The sequence below is a fragment of the Sphingomonas sp. 8AM genome (assembly GCF_902506455.1).
Classification (GTDB): Bacteria; Pseudomonadota; Alphaproteobacteria; order Sphingomonadales; family Sphingomonadaceae; genus Sphingomonas.
Genome location: NZ_LR733844.1, coordinates 2,714,805 through 2,735,026 on the forward strand (window position 1 = coordinate 2,714,805; position 20,222 = coordinate 2,735,026).

Sequence of the window (20,222 nt, forward strand, 5' to 3'; positions counted from 1 at the left end):
TTAGCGTAGGAGAACGACATGGCCGTACGATCGGCGACGATAGCGTATGAGGATCGGGTCGAGCCGCGCGACGAGACGCTGCATCGCACGCGACTGACCGTCGCCGGTGGCGAGCCGCGGCTGGTGACGATCGTGAACGTCTCGCCCAACGGCTTCATGGCGCGCAGCGAAGAGGCGTTTGCGGCCGGCGATGTCGTCAACGTCACCCTCCCGGTCGCGGGCAACTTCGCCGCCGAGGTGCGCTGGGCGCTGGGCGGGCGGATCGGCTTCAAGCTGACGCAGGAAGTGCCGCCGGCCCTGTACCAGTTCGTCCTGGCGGCGATGCGATAAGAATTGGGGCGCCCCGGACTTGATCCGGGCTCCGCATTTTCCTTACCTCGATTACCCCCGCCGAAACACCACCACCCCGATCAGCACCAGCGCGATCCCCGCGAGCTTGGTCACTGTCACCGGCTGCTGCGGCAATTGCAACAGCCCGAAATGGTCGAGCGTCAGCGCGGCGGCGAGCTGACTGGCGACCGCGATGCTCAGCGCCGCCGCAATCCCCAGTCGCGGCGCGGCGAAGGCGAGCGCCGCGACGAACGCCGCGCCGTAGAAGCCGCCGAGCCACGCCCACCACGGCGCGCCCTTCAGCGCCGACAGCGGCGTCCGGTCGAACGCCCAGACGATCAGCAAGGCCGCGGTACCGACGGTGAACGACACCAGCGCCGCCAGCCACACCGAGCCGGATACCCGCGCCAGCGCAGCATTGGTCGGCGGCTGGATCGCAAGCCCGAGCCCCGCGAGCACGACGATGATAATCGGTATCAGACCGGCCAAAGCCTCTTCTCCTCTCTCCCGTCATTGCGAGCGCGGCGAAGCAACCCAGCGCCGGGCCAGGACGCCCTGGATTGCTTCGCTAAGCTCGCAATGACGATCGCCTATCCGGATCGCAGCAACGCCACGCCGGCGTCACGCTCGAACAGGTAAAGCGCGGTTCGTGCCGCCTTTCCGCGCGCGCCGTTCAGCCCACCGTCGCGATCGATCAGCAAGCGTGCGTCGTCGGTGGCGGCAGGGAGCAGTTCGGAAAGCAGGTCGGGCGTCGCGAGGCGGAACATCGCCTCACCCGATTGCCGCGTGCCGAGCAACTCGCCCGCACCCCGCAGCCGCAAATCCTCTTCGGCGATCCGGAACCCGTCATTGGTTTCGCGCATCAGCGCCAGCCGCGCGCGCGCCGTCTCGCTCAACGACCCGCCGCGCAGCAGCAGGCACACCGATCGCCCGCCGCCGCGCCCGACCCGCCCACGCAGCTGGTGAAGCTGCGCGAGCCCGAAGCGATCGGCATGTTCGATCACGATCAGCGTGGCATTGGGTACGTCGACCCCGACCTCGATCACCGTCGTCGCGACCAGCACGCCGATCTCGCCCGCCGAAAAGCGCGCCATCACGGCGTCCTTCTCCGTGCCCTTCATCCGCCCGTGCACCAGTCCGACGCGATCGCCGAAGCGGCTCGCCAGCGCGGCGGCACGCGCCTCGGCGGCTTGCAGGTCGCTGGTTTCGCTTTCCTCGACCAACGGGCAGACCCAATAGGCCTGCTTGCCCTCCGACAAATGGCGGCCGAGCGCGTTGATGACCTCGTCGACGCGTTCCTCGGACAGCACGCGTGTCTCGATCGGCTCGCGGCCCGGCGGCATTTCGTCGAGCCGGCTCTGGTCCATTTCGCCGTGCAGCGCGAGCGTCAGCGTGCGCGGGATTGGCGTCGCGGTCATCGCCAGCAGGTGCGGCGGGGTGCGGCCCTTGGCCTGCAAGAGCATCCGCTCGGCGACGCCGAAGCGATGCTGTTCGTCTACCACCACCAGCCCGAGGTCGCGATACGTCACCGCCTCCTGAAAGATCGCGTGCGTGCCGACGAGGATGTGGATCGAGCCATCGGCCAGCCCCATCAGCGTCGCCTCGCGCGCGCGGCCCTTGTCGCGGCCGGTCAGCACCGCGATTTCGATCGGCAGCCCGGCGAGCGTGCGGCGCAGCGTCTCGTAATGCTGGCGCGCAAGAATCTCGGTTGGCGCGAGCATCGCCGCCTGCGCGCCGGCCTCGACCGCGATCAGCAAAGCCATCGCGGCGACCAGGGTCTTGCCCGAGCCGACATCGCCTTGCAGCAGCCGTAGCATCGGCGCGCTCTGCGCCAGGTCGCCCTCGATCTCACGCACGCTGCGTGCCTGCGCGCCGGTGAGCTGATACGGCAGCCGCAGCAGATCGCGCAGCCGCCCGTCGCCCTGCAACGCGCGCCCACGCCGCTTGCGCGTATCGGCGCGCACGATCGACAGCGCGAGCTGGTTGGCGAACACCTCGTCATACGCCAGCCGCGCGCGCGCGACCGCATCGGCGGGGTCGGTGTGGAGCCGCGTCATCGCCTCGCGCCACGCCGGCCACTCGCGTTGCGCCTTCAGGCTCGGCTCGATCCATTCGGGCAGATCGGGCGCACGCGCCAGCGCCTGTTCCACCAGCGCGCCGAGCCGCCGCGAGGTCATGCCCTCGGTCAGCGGATAAACCGCCTCGCGCTCGCGGAAGTCACCGTCCTCGCCGCCGACCTCCGGGTGGATGATCTGGAGGTCCTGCCCGTATTGATCGAGCCGTCCCGACACCCGGCGCGGTTCGCCCAGCGGCAACAGCTTGCGCACCCGCCCCGACCCGCCCCCGAAGAACACCAGCGCGACTGTGTTGCCATGCTGATCGGTCGCGACGACGCGGGTCGGTGCGCGCGGGCTGCTGCTGGTACGATAATCGGTGGGCGTCAGCGTGATCGCGATCGTCCGCCCGACATCGCTCTGCATCAGCTCGTCGCGTGGCCAGCGATCGACCCAGCCCGAGGGAAGGTGGAACAGCAAATCCAGCACGCGCGCGATCCCCAGCCGGTCGAGCGGCTTCGCGAGCGCGGGGCCGACGCCCTTCAACGCCTCTACCTCGGCGAACAACGGATTGAGGATATCGGGTCGCATGACTATCTGGTGCCGATACCCTGCCCCGACGGCCGCCGCCAGCGCCCGCCGGTCGTTTTGCATTGGAACGTCATGGACCACGACATCCGCCTGAAACGCCTGCGCTTCCGCGCCTGGCATCGCGGCACGCGCGAGGCCGATCTGATGATCGGCGGCTTCTTCGACGCGCATGGCGCGACGTGGGACCCGGAGCAGCTCGACTGGTTCGAGCGGCTGCTGGAGGAGCAGGACGTCGACATCATGGGCTGGGCGATCGGCTCGCTCCCCTGCCCGGCGGAATGGGAGGGCGAGATGATGGACACGATGCGGCGCGTCGATTTCGTGACGGTGCTCGACACGGGGATGTGACGCGCTGCCTAGCCCCTCCCTTTCAAGGGAGGGGTTGGGGTGGGTCGAGGCCTGATGATACGGCTACCCTATCCGCCCCTTCCCCGTACCACCCGGACGCCACCCACCATCATCGGGTGATCCATGCCCCGGCATGGATCAGAAATGTCCGGGACATTTCGACCCGATAATCCCCTCCCTTGAAAGGGAGGGGGGAGATAGAATGCCCGACCTCTCCACGATCCTCAAAGCCACCGTCCCGCTCACCCTTTCGGGCGTCCCCGGCGGCTTCCTCCCCTCGTTGCTCGCCGATCTCGCGCGCGCTGCGCCGCGCCGCGCGGTGTTCGTCGCCGCCGACGAGGCGCAGATGCGCAGCATCGCCGCCACCGCGCCGTTCTTCGCGCCCGAGCTGGAGGTGGTGCAACTCCCGGCCTGGGACTGCCTCCCCTACGACCGCGCCTCGCCGACGTTGCGCGTCATGGCGGAGCGGATCGGCGCGTTGCATCGCCTGCAACAGAAGCAGACCGGGCCGCAGCTCGTGCTGACCACGGTCAACGCGCTGACGCAGCGCACGCTGACGCCGTTCCGCATTCGCCAACTCGTCGCCGAGCTGAAGCCGGGCGCGCGGATCGACCGTGACGCACTCGGCGCGCTGTTGCAGGCGAACGGCTACGTCCGCACCGACACCGTCCATGATGCCGGCGAATATGCGGTACGCGGCGGGATCGTCGACCTGTTCCCGAGCGGTGAGGAACAGGCGCTCAGGCTCGACTTCTTCGGCGACGAGATCGAAAGCGTCCGCACCTTCGACCCCGCAGACCAGCGGACCACCGGGCGCCTCGACGGCTTCGTGCTGCTGCCCGCCTCCGAGGCGTTGCTCGACGGGGACAGCGTCAAGCGCTTCCGTACGCAATATCGTGAAAAGTTCGGGGCGACCGCGACGGGCGATCCCCTCTATCAGGCGGTCAGCGAAGGCCGGCGGCTGGCGGGCATGGAGCATTGGCTCCCGCTGTTCGAGGAAAAGCTGGCGACGGTGTGGGATCACCTCGGCGACGATGCCGTGGTGGTGCGCGACGCCGGCACCCCGGCCGCGGTCGAGGGGCGGCTCGACGCGATCGCCGATTATTACGAGAACCGGAAGCGTGCCGAAGCGGCCGAGCCGGGCAGCTATCGCGCCCTCCCCGCCAAAACGCTCTACCTCGACGATGCGGAATGGCGCGCCGAGGTGGCGGGGATGCCCGCGCATCTGGTCACCCCGTTTCATGAGCCCGAATCGTCCACGGTGCTCGACTTCCAGGTCGACGGCCCGCGCGATTTCGCACCGGAGCGCGCCAATCAGGCCAACGTCTACGAAGCGGTCGTCGCGCATGTCGCACGGCTGAAGAAGGACGGGCGCAAGCCGATCCTCGCCAGCTATTCGATCGGCGCGCGCGACCGGTTGAAGAACCTGCTCGATGATCACGGTCTGGTCGGCGCGCGGCTTGCCAACACGTGGCAGGACGCGCTCGGTGCTGCCGATCGCGGCGTCGCGCTGACGGTCGTCGGGCTCGACCACGGCTTCACCGCCCCCGACGTGGCGGTGCTGACCGAGCAGGACATGCTCGGCGACCGGCTGATCCGCCGCGCCAGGCGCCGCAAGTCCGCCGATGCGTTCCTCGCCGAACTCGCGACGCTGTCGCCGGGCGATCTGGTCGTCCATACCGATCACGGCATCGGGCGCTATGTCGGGCTGACACAGGTGCCGGTCGCCAAGGCGCCGCACGACTGCGTCGCGCTGGAATATGCCGGGGGCGACAAGCTCTATATCCCGGTCGAGAATCTCGAAGTCCTCTCGCGCTATGGCTCGTCGGAAGAAGGCGCGAGCCTCGATCGACTCGGCGGTGAGGCGTGGCAGCGCCGCAAGAGCAAGATGAAGGAGCGCATCCGCGAGATCGCGGGCACCTTGATCGCGGTTGCCGCCGAACGCGCCCTCCGCCCCGGCGAGGTCGCCGAGCCCGACGCGAGTGGCTATCCGGCGTTCGTCGATCGCTTCCCGTACGAGGAAACCGACGATCAGGACCGCGCGATCAGCGACGTGCTCGACGATCTCGCGGGCGGCAAGCCGATGGACCGGCTGATCGTCGGCGACGTCGGCTTCGGCAAGACTGAGGTCGCGCTGCGCGCCGCCTTCGTCGCGGCGATGGCCGGGATGCAGGTCGCGGTGGTCTGTCCGACCACCCTCCTCGCCCGCCAGCATTACCAGAATTTCTGTGCCCGCTTCGATGGCTTCCCGGTCGAGATCGGCCGCCTGTCACGGCTGGTGACCGCCAGCGAGGCGAAGAAGGTCAAGGAGGGCGTCGCCAACGGCACGATCGACATCGTGATCGGCACCCACGCGCTGCTCGCCAGGAACATCGACTTCAAGCGGCTCGGGCTGGTGATCGTCGACGAGGAACAGCGCTTCGGGGTGACGCACAAGGAGCGGCTGAAGACGCTGCGCGCCGACGTGCACATGCTGACGCTGACCGCCACGCCGATCCCGCGCACGCTCCAGATGGCGATGGGCGGATTGCGCGAACTGTCGGTAATCCAGACCCCGCCGGTCGATCGCCTCGCCGTCCGCACCTATGTCATGCCGTGGGACCCGGTGGTGTTGCGTGAGGCGTTGCTGCGCGAACATTATCGCGGCGGGCAAAGCTTCCTCGTTACGCCACGCATCGCCGACCTGCCCGATATCGAGGATTATCTCCGCCGCGAGGTGCCCGAGATCCGCTACGTCATCGCGCACGGCCAGATGGCGCCGACCGATGTCGAGGAGCGGATGTCCGCTTTCTATGACAAGAAGTTCGAGGTGCTGGTGTCGACCTCGATCATCGAGAGCGGGATTGATATCCCCTCGGCCAATACGATGATCGTCAATCGCGCCGACCGCTTCGGCCTGGCGCAGCTCTATCAGCTCCGCGGTCGCGTCGGCCGGTCGAAGACGCGCGCCTATGCCTATATGGTCGCCCCGCCCGAGCGGCAGATGACCGAGGCGGCGGAAAAGCGGCTGAAGGTGCTGAGCGATCTCGATACGCTGGGTGCGGGGTTCCAGCTCGCCAGCCACGATCTCGACATCCGCGGCGCGGGCAATCTGCTCGGCGACGAACAATCGGGACATATCAAGGAGGTCGGCTACGAACTCTACCAGTCGATGCTGGAGGAGGCGATCCTGGAAGCCAAGGCCGGCGGCCTGCGCGAGCGCCAGCGTGATTTCAGCCCACAGATCAGCGTCGATGCGCCGATCCTGATACCGGAAGAATATGTTCCGGACCTCGATCTGCGAATGGGCCTCTACCGCCGCCTGAACGACGTCGACGAGGTACAGGGGCTCAACGCCTTCGCCGCCGAGATGATCGACCGCTTCGGCCCGCTTCCCGAGGCGACCGACAATCTGGTCAAGATCATGGAGATCAAGCTGAACGCCAAGAAGGCGTGCGTGTCGAAGCTGGACGTCGGGCCAAAGGGCGCGCTGGTCGCGTTCCACGACGACAAACCACCGAACATCGCCGGGCTGCTCGCCTATGTCGACAAGCTGGGCGGGATCGCGAAGCTGCGGCCGGACAGCAAGCTGGCGCTGACCCGCGTCTGGGCCGATCCCAAAGCGCGGCTGCACGGCGCGCTGCAATTGTCGAAGGGGCTGGCGAAGGCGGCGGGGTAAGTAGCATCGGCCCGTCATCGCGAGCGTAGCGAAGCAATCCGGAGGCGGATCAGGACGCCCTGGATTGCTTCGCTACGCTCGCAATGACGAACACGGCCCTAGCTGCTGTGGTCGGAGATGATCTTCCAGCCATCCTTGCGGCGCTCGAACAGCAATGTGGTCAGCCCGGTCTGCGGTACGCCGCTCGCCGGCGTCAGCGTCCAGCGCGCAACGTGCAGGACGTGCACCGCGCTCAGCGTCCGCCACGCCAGCGGCTGAAAGCTCAGCCGTCCGCGCGTGTTGCCGCCGTTGGCGAAGCTCTTTGCATAGCGCTCGGCAATCGCCGGCTTGCCGCGCACCACCTTGTCGCCCGCGACATAAACCGCATCGGGCGCATAGATGGCGGTGAAGCGCGTCAGATCGCCGGCGTTCCAGCCCGCGGCGCTGTCCGCCATCGCAGCGTCGATCGCTGCTTGTGGGGTGGCGGTGGCCGCCGCCACCGCGATCAACGCGGGAACGATCGTCATTTCTTGCCCCCCTTCATTTGCCCCGACCGTACCAGCTCGATCAATGCCGCATCGTCCAGCGGCCCGGCGCACAGGAACCCTTGATAGAAGGTGCAGCCGCGGGCCGCGAGCAACTGCCGCTGGGGCTCGGTCTCCACGCCCTCGGCGATCGTCTCCAGCCCCAGCCCCTCGGCAATACCCAGCACGCCTTGCAGCACCACACGGTTGCGCGCGTCGCTGACCGCCGCGGTCGTCAGGCTGCGGTCGATCTTGATATAGTCGAGCGGCAGCGTCGCGACATAGGACAGGCTGGAATAGCCGGTGCCGAAATCGTCGAGCGCGACGCGGCACCCGGCGGCCCGCAACGCCGCCAGCGCGACACCCGCGGCGCGAAGGTTGTCGATCATCGCGCCCTCGGTCACCTCGGCGGTGACGCGCCCCGGCGCGATCCCTGCCTCATGCACGCGCGCCAGGAAGCGGCTGACGAACGGCGTGCGCGACAGATCGGTAGCGGTGACGTTCACCGCGATCCGTAGGCCCGACAGCGCATCGGGCCAGTCGGCGGCGCGGCGCAGCGCCAGCGCCTGCACATGGTCGGATAAGGCCACTCCCAGCCCGGCGCGATCCGCGGCGGCCAGCAGCGTCTCGGCCCCCAGCTCACCGAGCCGCGGATGGTGCCAGCGCGCCAGCGCCTCGACCCCGATGATCCGGCCTTCCATCAAGTGGACCTGCGGCTGGAAGCGCACGTCGATCTCCTGCCGCTCCATCGCGCGGTGCAGGTCGGCGGCGAGCGCCGCGATCGGAACGCCGCTTCCCTCGGTCGCGACGCGCGTCGTGACTCCCTCGCTGGCGCGGGCATGGGACAGCGCCTCGGCAGCGCGGCGCAGCAGATGGTCCGGCGCCTCGTGGTCGACGCGTCGCGCCACCCCGATCCGGGCGCCGAGATGGATCGTCTCGTTACCGATCGTGAACGGCTGCTCCAGCGCACGCTCGACCGAATCAACAGCCGCGTCGCCGACCTGCGCATCGCCCGCCACCACGATCGTGAAGGTGGCGCCGCTGCGGACCGCCGCGCTGCGATAATCGGCCAGTGCCTCGCTCAGCCGCTCGTCGATCGCCTCCACCAGTTGATCGCCGGTCATCCGTCCGTAGGCGGCATTGACGATCTCGAAACTGGTCGGCGCGGCGGTGATCGCGGTCACGCCGTCGGGGGTGGCGGAAATCAGCTGCAGCTGTTCCTCGCTGGCGGTGCGCTCGCCCCGCCGGCGCCCGGCGGCGCGTTGCATGGTTCGTGTCTGACGCTCCATGACATTCGTCGTAGTCGGTGCCGCGCGGGGCGGCAATCCGATCTTGCCGGGCGGTGAACGACTCAATAGCTTCGCGCGTTGTGACGGCAATGATCGAAACCAGCAGCACGGCCGCGCCGCTCATCGACGGCTTCGGCCGCACCATCCGGTACCTGCGCGTGTCGGTGACGGATCGCTGTGACCTGCGCTGTCGCTATTGCATGGCGGAGCAGATGACGTTCCTGCCGCGCGAGAAGATTGCGACGCTGGAGGAGCTGGCGATCATCGCCGAACGCTTCGTGGCGCGCGGTGTACGCAAGGTAAGGCTGTCGGGCGGCGAGCCGCTGGTGCGACGCGACGTACTGCAACTGGTGCAGCGGCTCGGGCGGCACATCGGCACCGCGCTTGACGAGCTGACGATGACCACCAACGGCACGCGGCTGCGCGACCATGCCGCGGCGCTGCGCGAGGCGGGGCTGCGTCGGCTGAACGTCAGCCTCGACAGCCGCAATCCCGACCGCTTCCGTCACATCACCCGCCACGGGGACGTCGCGCAGGTGCTCGACGGGATCGCCGCCGCCCGCGACGTCGGTCTGGCGATCAAGATCAACATGGTCGCGCTGAAGGGCGTCAATGAGGACGAGATCGCGGCGATGCTGGACTGGTGCGTCGCCGATGGGTACGATCTGACGCTGATCGAGACGATGCCGCTGGGCGCGATCGACGAGGATCGCACCGATCGCTTCCTGCCGTTGACGGTGGTGAAAGAGCGGCTCGATGCGCAGTTCGCGCTGGAACGCGACGCCGTACAGACAGGTGGGCCGGCTCGATACTGGCGGGTCAACGGCAGCGCGACGAAGCTGGGGCTGATCTCGCCGCTGACGCAGAACTTCTGCAACGGGTGTAACCGCGTGCGGCTGACCACCGAGGGGCGGCTCTATACCTGCCTCGGCCACGACGATCATCGTGACCTGCGCGCCGCGCTGCGCGAGGGTGGCATCGCAGCGCTCGACGCCGCGATTGAAGATGCGCTGACCACCAAGCCGCGTCGCCATGATTTTCGGATCGGCCAAGGTGCCGCGCCCGCGGTCGCGCGGCATATGAGCGTCACCGGCGGATGACTCTCTATCCCCGGCGGGCGCTGGTCGCCTCGCCCACCGCCCCCGCGCAGGCTGCGCGCGCCGAACTTGCCGATACGTGGGACTGGTGCCCGCTCGAGGAAGCCGATCTGGTGGTCGCACTCGGCGGCGACGGGTTCATGCTCCAGTCGTTGCATCTGCTGCTGGAGCGCCGGCGCGCCATCGTGCCGGTGTTCGGGATGAACCTCGGTACTGTCGGCTTTCTGATGAACGAATGGCGGCGGCACGATCTGGATGGGCGGATCGAGCGCGCTCGCGCGTTCAAGGTAACCCCGCTGACCGCGACCGCGACCGGCTTCGACGGCAGCGTTCATACGCTGCCCGCGATCAACGAGGTCTCGCTGCTGCGCGAGACGCGGCAAACCGCCAAGCTGGAGGTACGGATCAACGATCGTATCGTGCTCGAAGAGCTGTCGTGCGACGGGATCTTGGTCGCCACGCCGGCCGGGTCGACAGCCTACAATCTCTCGGCGCACGGCCCGATCCTGCCGCTCGGCTCGCAGATGCTGGCACTGACCCCGATCAGTGCGTTTCGTCCGCGGCGCTGGCGCGGCGCGATCCTGCCCGACAAGACGCGGGTGTCGCTGCGCGTGCTGGAGGCGGGCAAGCGCCCCGTCTCGGCGGTCGCGGACCAGCGGGAAGTGCGCAATGTCGCGCAGGTGGATATCGCGATGGACCGCGCGCGCGAGTTGACGCTGCTGTTCGATCCTGAGCACGCACTCGACGACCGCATCACCATGGAGCAGTTCGTCGCATAAGCCCGAAAGATGAAATAAGGGTCTTGCGCGCCGGAAATCCGGCTTTATAGACCCCCTCCACGACGTTGAACGACGTTCCCTGATAGCTCAGCGGTAGAGCTCTCGACTGTTAATCGAGCGGCCGTAGGTTCGAATCCTACTCAGGGAGCCACCTCTTTTCCGACCAGACGTGAAACTTCCGCTCGTCAGGAAAAGCAGGCATAACGTCCGTCCCGTTGCTTTTTTCCAACAGCTGGTCGCCGAAACGGCTCGGGCTTCGACGCGCGTGCCACGCGGAGCGATTTCGTTCATCGCACGTTCCACTCACCTCGGCTATGCGACGGCTCGTCGCACCGCCCGGGTGCGTTGGAGAGTACGCCATGATGATGAAGTTAGGCCGCTCGGCGTTGGTGGTGGCGCTGGCGGCCAGTACGACGCTGGTCGCCGCCTGCGCCACCGAGACCGCCTACCGGCCTGCGACCGGCAGCGGCTTCTACCGCACCGGCTACAGCGACGTGCGGATCGAGCCGAACCGCTATCGCGTGACCTTTGCCGGCAACACCGTTACTGATCGCGACGTCGTTGAACGCTATCTGCTGTTCCGTTCCGCCGAACTGACGTTGCAGAACGGCTATGACTATTTCGTGATGGCCGATCGCGACACCGATCGTCAGGCCCGCACCTACTCGACGCCTGGCTTCGGCGGCGGCTGGGGCCCCGGCTTCGGCGCGTTTGGGGGCGGCCTGTGGGGGCCACGCTGGGGCTTCTATGGTCGCGGCTTCGGCTATCGTGCGTGGGACCCGTTCTGGGGCGGACCTTGGGGCGGCTTCGGCGGTGGTCAGGACATCCGCACCGTCGATCGCTACGAGGCATCGGCCGAGATCGTGATGTTCAAGGGAACGCCGGATCGTGGCAACGTTCGCGCCTTCAATGCACGCGCAGTGACCGAGTCGATCGGACCGACGATCCGCCTCCCCAAGGCGTCGTAAGCGCCAGGATCTGCCGGACGGCGGCGGGGGCATCGGTCCGGGTGACCGATGCCCCTTTTCACCAAATCAACGCGGCGCGACGCCGAGCTCGACTCCGGTCTTATCGTGCAGCGCGAATCGGTCGATCAGATCGGCGCTGGCCTCGTTGTACCCGGCCACTTCGACAATTGCTCCATCGCGCCGGAGCCGCGCGACGATCTTGTCTAGCGCCGCAACCGCCGAGATGTCCCAGAAGTGCGCAGCAGTGACGTCGATCACCACGGCACGCGCTTCCTCCGCCGCGAACGCGCGAGTGAAACGGTCGACCGAGGCGAAAAAGATTTCACCCCGCACCCGGTAGCGTACCGGATCACCCGGCTCGCGAATGACCGCGAACATCCGGCGCACCTTGCCTACGAAGACGATGCCCGACAGTAGCACACCGGCGGCGACGCCCTGCGCCAGGTCGCGTGTTGCGACCACGACCGCCACGGTGACGAGCATCACGATCGACGATGTTGGCGGATGGCGCCGCAGGTTGGGGATCGAGTTCCAGCTGAACGTGCCGATCGACACCATCACCATTACCGCGACCAGCGCCGGCATCGGCACGCGTCCGACCACCGGCCCGAGCACCGCGAGCAGGAAAAGCAGGAACGCGCCCGCGGTCAAGGTCGACAGCCGCTTGCGACCGCCCGAGGTGACGTTGATGACGGATTGGCCGATCATCGCGCACCCGCCCATCCCCCCGACCAGCGCAGCGGCAAGGTTAGCCCCGCCCTGCCCCATACACTCACGACGCTTGTCGCTGTCGGTGTCGGTCATGTCGTCGACGATCTGCGCGGTCAGCATCGACTCGAGCAGCCCGACCGCCGCCATCGTCAGCGAATACGGCAGGATGATCTGCAAGGTGTTGATCGTCAGCGGCACCTGCGGCAGCGCGAGCGACGGCAGCCCCTCGGGCAAACGCCCCATGTCGCCGACGGTACGCACCGGCAGGCCGAGCATTATGGCGAGCACCGTCAGGATGACGATCGCGACCAGCGGCGACGGCACCGCCCGGGTGACGCGCGGCAGGAGGTAGATGATCGCCAGCCCGCCCGCGACCAGCGCGTAGCTGTGCCAGCTGACGCCGGTGAGCTGCGGCAGCTGCGCCATGAAGATCAGGATCGCCAGCGCGTTGACGAAGCCGGTGATGACGGAGCGTGAGACGAACTGCATCAGCAGATTGAGCCGCAGCAGCCCGGCGACGATCTGGATGACGCCCATCAGGATCGTCGCGGCGAACAGATAATCGACACCGTGCTCGCGCACCAACGGGGTGACGACGACCGCAACAGCGGCGGTCGCGGCAGAGATCATCGCTGGCCGCCCGCCGAGCAGCGAGATGACGATCGCGATCGCGATCGATGCGTAGAGCCCGACGCGCGGATCGACTCCGGCGATGACCGAGAAACCGATCGCCTCGGGGATGAGCGCGAGGGCGACCACGATGCCGGCGAGAACCTCGCGCCGTGCCTCGCCCGCGTCCGCGCACCATGCAGACCGGAAACAGGAAGTGAAGGAGGTCATAGGCCTGTCATGAACACACCACGTATCGGTGCCGACGCTAGAACGCGACGCTCAGGGTGGCGATACGTAGAGGTTGCCCGGCGGATCGGCGGCCGGGATAGCCACCCGGATTTGCACCGGGTCCATGTGGATGGCGCTGCCTTTAGGCTAAGCCGAATGGCCGGGGCAAGAGGCTTAACAAGATTGCCCGTCGCCCCGGACCAAAGACGGGGCGCGGGCAAACCTATGCCGCGGGGGGGTAAGCAGCGGAGCCCTGATCAAGCCCGGGATGTGGGCGGGAGAACTCGGTTCGGCTTGGCTTACGCCGCGCCGTGGCAGTGCTTGTACTTGCGCCCCGAACCGCACGGGCATGGCGCGTTGCGACTGACGACGCCCTCCCAACTCGCCGGATCGTCGCCGAGATCGGCGGCGGTCGGCTGCGGGATCTGGAGCGGCGGGATCGTGGTCGTCACCAGCCCGCGCGTGCCGGCGTCGATGTCATTGGAATTGTCCTCGCCGGTGAACGGATCGAAATGGGTGGTGATGAAATCCGGCAGGTCGGGCAGCGGCGGCGGTGCCTGCATCTGGAATTGCGCAAAGGCGATCGTGCGGGTCACATCCTCGCGGATCGCCTCGAGCATGCGCTGGAAGAGGTTGAACGCCTCCTGCTTATACTCGTTGATCGGCGTCTTCTGCGCATAGGCGCGCAAGTGGACGACCTGACGCAACGCGTCGAGCATTGCGAGATGCTCCTTCCAGTGATGGTCGAGGTTCTGGAGCAGGATCGACTTCTCGACCTGCGTCCAGGTCGGGGTGTCCAGCTCGGCGGCCTTGGCCTCGACCATCGCATCGGCTTCGGCCAGCACGCGTTCGGTGACGATCTCGGGATCGAGCGCATCCTCATTCAGCCAGTCGTCGATCGGCGGCGTGATGTTGAGCACTTCGGCGAGCCGCGTCTTCATTCCCTCCACATCCCATTGCTCGGGATAGGAATTAGGCGGGCACGCCTCGCCGACGATCGCATTTACGGTCTCGGCGCGCATGTCGGTCACCACGTCACCGACCGTATCGGCATCCATGATGTCGGCGCGCTGTTCGTAGATCACCTTGCGCTGATCGTTCATCACGTCGTCATATTCGACGACCTGCTTGCGTATGTCGTAATTGCGCGCCTCGACCTTCTTCTGCGCGGTCTCGATCGCCTTGGTCAGCCACTTGCTGCCGATCGCCTCGCCATCGTTGATGTTGTTACGCATCATCTTGGCGAACAGCGTATCGGGGCCGAAGATACGCAGCAGATCGTCGTCGAGCGACAGATAGAAGCGGCTGAGTCCCGGATCGCCCTGACGGCCCGAGCGGCCGCGAAGCTGATTGTCGATACGACGGCTTTCGTGGCGCTCGGTCGCCAGCACGAACAGACCGCCGGCTTCGAGCACCTTTTGCTTCTCGGCGGCGATCTCGGCGCGGATCTGCTCGATTGCCGCGTCGCGCTCCGGTCCCTCGGGCATTCCGGCGAGTTCGTCCTCGACACGCATCTCGAGATTGCCGCCGAGCTGGATGTCGGTGCCGCGGCCCGCCATGTTGGTGGCGATCGTCACCGCGCCCAGCCGTCCCGCCTGCGCCACGATATGCGCTTCACGCTCGTGATAGCGCGCGTTGAGCACCGAATGGTCGACGCCTTCCTGTCGCAGGAACTCGCTGAGCAACTCGGATTTCTCGATCGACACCGTGCCGACCAGCACCGGCTGGCCTGTCTCGGCATGTTCGCGAATCTTCTTGGCGATCGCGCGGAACTTGTCCTGTGTATCCTTGTAGAACTCGTCTTCCTCATCGACGCGGTTGACGGGCCGGTTCGTCGGGATGGTGACGACGTTCATCTTGTAGATGTCGTAGAATTCCGCCGCCTCGGTCGCGGCGGTGCCGGTCATTCCGGCCAGCTTCGGGTACATGCGGAAGTAGTTCTGGAAGGTGATCGAGGCCATCGTCTGGTTCTCGGGCTCGATCTGTACGCCCTCCTTCGCCTCGACCGCCTGGTGGAGCCCGTCCGACCAGCGGCGCCCGTCCATCATGCGCCCGGTGAACTCGTCGATGATGACGACCTTGTCGTCCTTGACGATGTAATCGGTGTCGCGCTTGAACATCGCGTTCGCGCGCAGCGCCTGGTTCAGGTGATGGACGACCTGCGTGTTCTCGAAGTCGTAGAGGTTCGCGCCCTGCAACAGCCCGGCGGCCTCGAGCATCCGCTCGGCGCGCTCGGTGCCGTCCTCGGTCAGGACGATCGATTTCTGCTTTTCGTCCTTCTCGTAATCCTCTTCGTTGAGTTGCTTCACGATCGCGTCGACGCCGATGTACAGCTCGGATTTGTCGTCGGTAGGGCCGGAGATGATCAGCGGCGTGCGCGCCTCGTCGATCAGCACCGAGTCGACCTCGTCGACGATCGCCATTGCGAACTGGCGCTGCACCATCTGGCTGCGCTCATACTTCATGTTGTCGCGGAGGTAATCAAAGCCGAATTCGTTGTTCGTGCCGTACGTGATGTCGGCTGCGTAGGCGTTGCGGCGCTCCTCGTCCGAAAGGTTCGGGACGATCACCCCGGTGGTCAGCCCCAGGAACCGATAGACGCGGCCCATCCAGTCGGCGTCGCGACTGGCGAGATAATCGTTGACCGTGATGACGTGCACGCCCTCGCCCGGCAGCGCGTTGAGATAGGTCGCGAGCGTCGCGACCAGCGTCTTGCCCTCGCCGGTCCGCATCTCGGCGATCTCGCCGCGGTGGAGGACGATGCCGCCGATCATCTGCACGTCATAGTGACGCTGGCCCAGCACGCGCTTCGCCGCCTCGCGGACCGTCGCGAACGCCTCGGGCAACAACTGGTCGAGCGTCTCACCGTTCGCCAGCCGCTCACGGAACAACACGGTCTGGTGCGACAGCGTGGCGTCGTCCATCGCCTGCAGCGCCGGCTCGTAGGAGGCGATCTTCGCGAGGATCGGATTGAGCGACTTGACGTAACGGTCGTTGGACGAACCGAAGAGCGACTTGGCAATACCGCCGAACATGGGCGTGATCCTGTATCTGGAAGCGACGCGGCGGCGCCGGTGTCGGGCGGCCGCGCGGGAAGAAGTGGCGTGATGAAGCGAGCGCCGCGCTATTCGCGCCGGCGGTCCGCGAAAAGCGGCTCGGCGACCAGCACGAACACGCGTGCTACCGGCGCGACACGGCTTGCGACCGGCAGGGCGAGCGGAGCGGCCGGGCGCGTGGCGAGATGCCGCGCGGCGGAAGCGATCGCAGCCGCCTTGACCTGCTGCGCCACTGCCTGCGCAACCTGCGGCTCACGCGCCGTGGCCCCGACGCCGGTCAGCGCGGAGAGCAACGCGGAAAGGAGCAGCAGCAGGTTCACGACGCCGGACATAGGATGCACGCGCGGGCACGTCCACCGCCCGCACGCGCGTAAACCATCAATTTGGCGAGGGAAGCAGGGTTGTCCACTCGGCCACAAGCACCTGCGCTGCCTTGTATGCGCCGTCCTTGTCCCGCGGCGGAATAAATCGCTGACCAGAGTCGCACGCCGTTGACCTCGGATACTTCTTTGCTTCTTCCGCCCACTCCCCGCTTACCGCCACCGTGCAGTTCGTTGGCACCCCGTTCGTGTCGACTGACTGTCGCGCCTCGCGCATCGACAGCAGCCGCCCTCCGACCGTCAGGGCAGGCATCGACGGCGGGGTCTCGCCGTTACGGATTACAAAATCCGATCGCATCTGGAAGCTCCCGACTACCTTCAGGCTCGCGCGCAACCCGGCCGGCTTGAAGTCGGGCCCGCCACATCTGGTCAGATCGGTCGTTTGCGGTTTGCCATCAACAATGATTTCGCAGCCCGCGATGGTATCGTCCGCGGCGATCGTCATGATCGTGGCGAAATCCAGCGGTCCAGACGGCTGTCGATTGTCGCCGTCCCCCGGCAACACCCAACGGATCGGAAAGGTAACTTCGCTCGCGATCGCCCGGTCTTTCGCATCGCGGGCCGGTGTGAACCGACCCCTCGCCAGGATCAAAGCGCAAGTGCCCTTTTCCAGCGTCGGCGATCCTATCGACACGTCGATCCGGCACGCCGTCGGGTGTCCGGTCGCGTCCACCGCGACGATCGCGACGACCCGCCCCTGCTCCCCGGCGCGGATTGCCGCCGGGGGGTAATTGTCGGCACCCATCCAGTTGGCAACGTCCAGCGGCGCCGCTTCCTTCGCCACCCGCGGCGTACTGTTGCCCCACGTCGGCATCGCCGCCGCCGCCACGACCAGCGCTGCCATCCACCCCTTCATCCGCATCGCGTCACTCTCCCCCTTTGCCTGCCCCGGTCGCAAAGCTAAGGCGACGCCATGTCGACGTCCATCTCCCCGCTCGCCACGCCGTTCCCCGAAATGGCGACCATCGCCGGTGTCACGCTGCGCGTCGCTCGCGCACGCTACAAGGAGTGGGACCGCACCGATCTCACCTTCGCCGAGCTGGCGCCGGGCACAACCGTCGCGGGTGTGCTGACGCAATCCAAATGTCCCTCGCCCGAGGTCGAATGGTGCCGCAAGGCGCTGGTGCTCGGCGAGGCGCGCGCGCTGGTGGTGAACGCCGGCAACTCCAACGCCTTCACAGGCCATCGCGGGCGCGAAGCGGTTGAGGCGATCGCCGCGCAGACCGCGCAGACGATCGGCTGCCGTCCCTCCGACGTCTTCGTCGCCTCGACCGGCGTGATCGGCGTGCCGCTGCCGATCGACAAGGCACAGACCGGGCTCGCGGCCGCCTTCGTCGCACCTGAAGCCGACTGGCGCGCGGCGGCGGAGACGATCGGCACCACCGACACCTATCCCAAGGGGGCGAGCGCGACGGCGGTGGTCGACGGCCGCACGATCACGATCGCGGCGATCATCAAGGGTTCGGGCATGATCGCGCCGGACATGGCGACGATGCTCGGCTTCATCTTCACCGATGCAGCGGTCGAGGCACCGTTCCTGCAAGCCGCGCTTTCGGCGGCGAACACGCGGACCTTCTCGTGCATCACCGTCGACGGCGACACCTCGACCAGCGACACTGTGCTGGCGTTCGCAACCGGCGCGGCGGGCAATACGCCGCTTTCCGGCGACGAGAGCGACGGCGCGGACGCGTTCCGCGCGGCGCTGGCCGATGTCTGCCGGCAACTCGCGCTGCTGGTGGTGCGTGACGGCGAGGGCGCGACCAAGCTGATCGAGGTGGCGGTCGAGGGTGCCGAGAGCGACCGCTCGGCGCACCGGATCGCCATGTCGATCGCAAATTCGCCGCTCGTGAAGACCGCGATCGCCGGCGAGGACGCCAATTGGGGGCGCGTCGTGATGGCGGTCGGCAAGGCCGGCGAGCCCGCCGAACGCGACCGGCTGGCGATCCGCTTTGGCGCGACGCAGGTCGCCGAGGGTGGCTTGGCGGTGTCCGGCTATGACGAAGCGCCGGTCGCGGCGCATCTGAAGGGGCAGGACGTCGAGATCGGAATCGACCTCGGTCTCGGCGAGGGCCGTGCGACGGTGTGGACCTGCGACCTGACGCACGGCTATATCTCGATCAACGCCGACTATCGGAGCTGACGCGCGCCATGCTGACGATCTGGGGGCGCCTGAACTCGCATAACGTCAAGAAGGTTGTGTGGCTCGCCGAGGAGCTGGCGCTGACCTACCAGCGCCACGACGTCGGCGGCACGTTCAGGATGGACGAAGCCTATCGCGTAAAAAACCCCAATGCCTTGGTCCCGACGATCGAGGACGGCAACATCGTCCTGTGGGAGTCGAACGCGATCCTGCGCTATCTGGCCGCGCGGCATGGCGACGACGCACTATGGCCCGCCGATCCGGTGCGGCGGGCGCTCGCGGATCGCTGGATGGACTGGCAATTCGGCTATGCCGAGGCGCAGCGGCCGGCGTTCACTGGGCTCGTGCGTCAGTCGCCGGAGCAGCGCGACCCCGCGGCGATCGAGCGCGCGACGGTGGCGTGCGCGCGGATGATGACGGTTCTCGACGCCGCACTGGCGATCCAACCGTGGCTGTCGGGCGATACGTTCGGCCTCGGCGACGTGCCGATGGGAGTATACGCACATACCTTCTTCGCGCTCGGGCTGGCGCGTGAGCCCGTGCCGCATGTAGCGCACTGGTATGAGCGGCTGAAGACGCGACCGGGCTTTGCCGCGAACGTGATGATTCCGCTGACATAGGAGCGATCCGCCTTGTCCGTCGCCGCGGACTTGATCCGGGGCGACGGCTTAGGTCACTCAGGCGCGGCGCGGATCACCTCGGCGGACTGGACCGCGTCGACCAACAGGCTCCGATGCCACATCCCCATATGCCCGAACCCGGGCAGACTGAACGGTGACCGCTGCGGCTCTGGCAGCATCTCCCGCGCGATCAGCCGGATGTGGTAAGCGGTGCCGGACCGCCGCGGAACGGCCCTCGCGATATCGCTCTTCGCGTCGATGTCGAGCCAATAGACAGTGGGATCCGACGCCATTCGTCGCCGCGCCTCGTCGTAGCTTCGCGCGCCCTCGACAAACTGAGACCCCTCGAATTCATCGATCCACGCGCCCTCATAGGATCGTGGCGCGCGAAAGCGGCGGCATTCTCGATCCGGCCCGCGGATGACGAACGCCACCCCGCCCGACCGCTCGTCGCGTCGACACACCGGCGCGGAAGGCGGTGGTGGAACCGTGGCGGCGCCCTGCATCAACAGCAGCGCCGCCAGCAGCATCAGGCCAGCTCACCTTCAAGCCACGCCTTGATCCGCCCCTTGGGCTCGGCACCGACCTTGGTCGCCGCCGGCACGCCGCCCTTGAACAGGATCATCGTCGGGATGCCACGCACGCCATATTGGCCCGGCGCATCGGGATTCTCATCGATGTTCAGCTTGGCGATCGTCACCTGCTCGCCCAATTCCTCGCTGATCTCCTCCAGCGACGGACCGATCATCTTGCACGGGCCACACCATTCCGCCCAGAAATCGACCAGCACCGGCTTGTCGGCGGACAGCACGTCGGTCTGGAAGCTGGCGTCGGTGATCTTCTTGGTGGCCATGTCAT

The 20,222-nt window shown here is 67.1% G+C and carries 18 protein-coding genes, 1 tRNA gene and 1 other annotated feature; of the genes, 9 read left to right on the plus strand and 10 right to left on the minus strand.

Going from position 1 to position 20,222, the window contains the following annotated elements; all coding sequences use genetic code 11:
* Window positions 1-18 precede the first annotated feature (18 nt).
* Complete coding sequence (locus BACI71_RS12830) at window positions 19-330, plus strand: PilZ domain-containing protein (protein WP_159759204.1); 312 nt, start codon at window positions 19-21, stop codon at window positions 328-330.
* Between the two features lie 51 nt (window positions 331-381).
* Here the strand turns inward: BACI71_RS12830 and BACI71_RS12835 are convergent, their stop codons facing one another.
* Complete coding sequence (locus BACI71_RS12835) at window positions 382-819, minus strand: DMT family transporter (RefSeq protein ID WP_159759206.1); 438 nt, start codon at window positions 817-819, stop codon at window positions 382-384.
* A 101-nt stretch (window positions 820-920) separates the two neighbouring features.
* Window positions 921-2,975, minus strand: coding sequence for an ATP-dependent DNA helicase RecG (gene recG, locus BACI71_RS12840; protein ID WP_159759208.1), 2,055 nt, complete (start codon window positions 2,973-2,975; stop codon window positions 921-923).
* 72 nt (window positions 2,976-3,047) lie between these two features.
* Between recG and BACI71_RS12845 the strand changes: the two genes are divergently transcribed.
* Both BACI71_RS12845 and mfd read left to right on the plus strand, forming a co-directional pair.
* Window positions 3,048-3,323 (plus strand): FAD assembly factor SdhE, encoded by a 276-nt coding sequence (locus BACI71_RS12845; protein ID WP_159759210.1) that lies wholly within the window; start codon window positions 3,048-3,050, stop codon window positions 3,321-3,323.
* Window positions 3,324-3,525: 202 nt separating this feature from the next.
* Window positions 3,526-6,981, plus strand: a complete 3,456-nt coding sequence (mfd, locus tag BACI71_RS12850; protein ID WP_159759212.1) for a transcription-repair coupling factor — start codon at window positions 3,526-3,528, stop codon at window positions 6,979-6,981.
* A gap of 98 nt (window positions 6,982-7,079) precedes the next feature.
* Here mfd and BACI71_RS12855 read toward each other — a convergent pair whose 3' ends face one another.
* Both BACI71_RS12855 and BACI71_RS12860 read right to left on the minus strand, forming a co-directional pair.
* On the minus strand, window positions 7,080-7,487 hold the full coding sequence (locus BACI71_RS12855) for a YybH family protein (RefSeq protein ID WP_159759214.1): 408 nt from the start codon (window positions 7,485-7,487) through the stop codon (window positions 7,080-7,082).
* Window positions 7,484-8,752, minus strand: coding sequence for a GGDEF domain-containing phosphodiesterase (locus BACI71_RS12860; RefSeq protein WP_159759216.1), 1,269 nt, complete (start codon window positions 8,750-8,752; stop codon window positions 7,484-7,486). The genes BACI71_RS12855 and BACI71_RS12860 overlap by 4 nt, the downstream gene beginning before the upstream one ends.
* Before the next feature lie 110 nt (window positions 8,753-8,862).
* Between BACI71_RS12860 and moaA the strand changes: the two genes are divergently transcribed.
* From moaA to BACI71_RS12880, 4 genes are all read left to right on the plus strand, one after another.
* Window positions 8,863-9,873 carry a GTP 3',8-cyclase MoaA gene (gene moaA / locus BACI71_RS12865; RefSeq protein WP_159759218.1) on the plus strand — a complete coding sequence of 337 codons (1,011 nt, stop codon included), beginning with the start codon at window positions 8,863-8,865 and terminating at the stop codon, window positions 9,871-9,873.
* Window positions 9,870-10,649 (plus strand): NAD kinase, encoded by a 780-nt coding sequence (locus BACI71_RS12870; protein WP_159759220.1) that lies wholly within the window; start codon window positions 9,870-9,872, stop codon window positions 10,647-10,649. Before moaA ends, BACI71_RS12870 begins: the two co-directional genes overlap by 4 nt.
* 76 nt (window positions 10,650-10,725) lie before the next feature.
* Window positions 10,726-10,800 (plus strand) — tRNA-Asn (locus tag BACI71_RS12875).
* 208 nt (window positions 10,801-11,008) lie between these two features.
* Entirely contained in the window at window positions 11,009-11,617 is a 609-nt protein-coding gene (locus tag BACI71_RS12880) for a CC0125/CC1285 family lipoprotein (protein ID WP_328804036.1), read from the plus strand.
* Between the two features lie 66 nt (window positions 11,618-11,683).
* On the opposite strand, the gene BACI71_RS12885 is transcribed toward BACI71_RS12880, so the two are convergent.
* The 4 genes from BACI71_RS12885 to BACI71_RS12900 all read right to left on the minus strand — a co-directional run bounded on the left by BACI71_RS12885 (window position 11,684) and on the right by BACI71_RS12900 (window position 17,448).
* Window positions 11,684-13,168 (minus strand): SulP family inorganic anion transporter, encoded by a 1,485-nt coding sequence (locus tag BACI71_RS12885; RefSeq protein ID WP_159759222.1) that lies wholly within the window; start codon window positions 13,166-13,168, stop codon window positions 11,684-11,686.
* Window positions 13,169-13,239: 71 nt separating this feature from the next.
* Window positions 13,240-13,295: a sequence feature (sul1 is cis-regulatory element that is thought to sense ions involved in sulfur or methionine metabolism; They are found in Alphaproteobacteria), on the minus strand.
* 172 nt (window positions 13,296-13,467) lie between these two features.
* Complete coding sequence (gene secA, locus BACI71_RS12890; RefSeq protein ID WP_159759224.1) at window positions 13,468-16,203, minus strand: preprotein translocase subunit SecA; 2,736 nt, start codon at window positions 16,201-16,203, stop codon at window positions 13,468-13,470.
* Window positions 16,204-16,292: 89 nt separating this feature from the next.
* Complete coding sequence (locus tag BACI71_RS12895) at window positions 16,293-16,556, minus strand: hypothetical protein (RefSeq protein WP_159759226.1); 264 nt, start codon at window positions 16,554-16,556, stop codon at window positions 16,293-16,295.
* A gap of 46 nt (window positions 16,557-16,602) precedes the next feature.
* Window positions 16,603-17,448: an energy transducer TonB gene (locus BACI71_RS12900; protein WP_159759228.1), complete on the minus strand. Its 846-nt coding sequence runs from the start codon at window positions 17,446-17,448 to the stop codon at window positions 16,603-16,605.
* A gap of 69 nt (window positions 17,449-17,517) precedes the next feature.
* Here BACI71_RS12900 and argJ point away from each other — a divergent pair, with 69 nt between their 5' ends.
* Window positions 17,518-18,744, plus strand: coding sequence for a bifunctional glutamate N-acetyltransferase/amino-acid acetyltransferase ArgJ (argJ, locus tag BACI71_RS12905; RefSeq protein WP_159759230.1), 1,227 nt, complete (start codon window positions 17,518-17,520; stop codon window positions 18,742-18,744).
* Window positions 18,745-18,752: 8 nt separating this feature from the next.
* Window positions 18,753-19,364, plus strand: a complete 612-nt coding sequence (locus BACI71_RS12910) for a glutathione S-transferase family protein (RefSeq protein ID WP_201297368.1) — start codon at window positions 18,753-18,755, stop codon at window positions 19,362-19,364.
* A gap of 53 nt (window positions 19,365-19,417) precedes the next feature.
* On the opposite strand, the gene BACI71_RS12915 is transcribed toward BACI71_RS12910, so the two are convergent.
* A complete protein-coding gene (locus BACI71_RS12915) occupies window positions 19,418-19,894 on the minus strand; it encodes a hypothetical protein (RefSeq protein ID WP_159759232.1) in 477 nt (158 codons plus the stop codon).
* The gene (gene trxA / locus BACI71_RS12920) at window positions 19,894-20,217 is read right to left on the minus strand and encodes a thioredoxin TrxA (protein WP_159759233.1); all 324 of its coding nucleotides are present in this window, start codon (window positions 20,215-20,217) and stop codon (window positions 19,894-19,896) included. Before trxA ends, BACI71_RS12915 begins: the two co-directional genes overlap by 1 nt.
* Window positions 20,218-20,222: the final 5 nt, after the last annotated feature.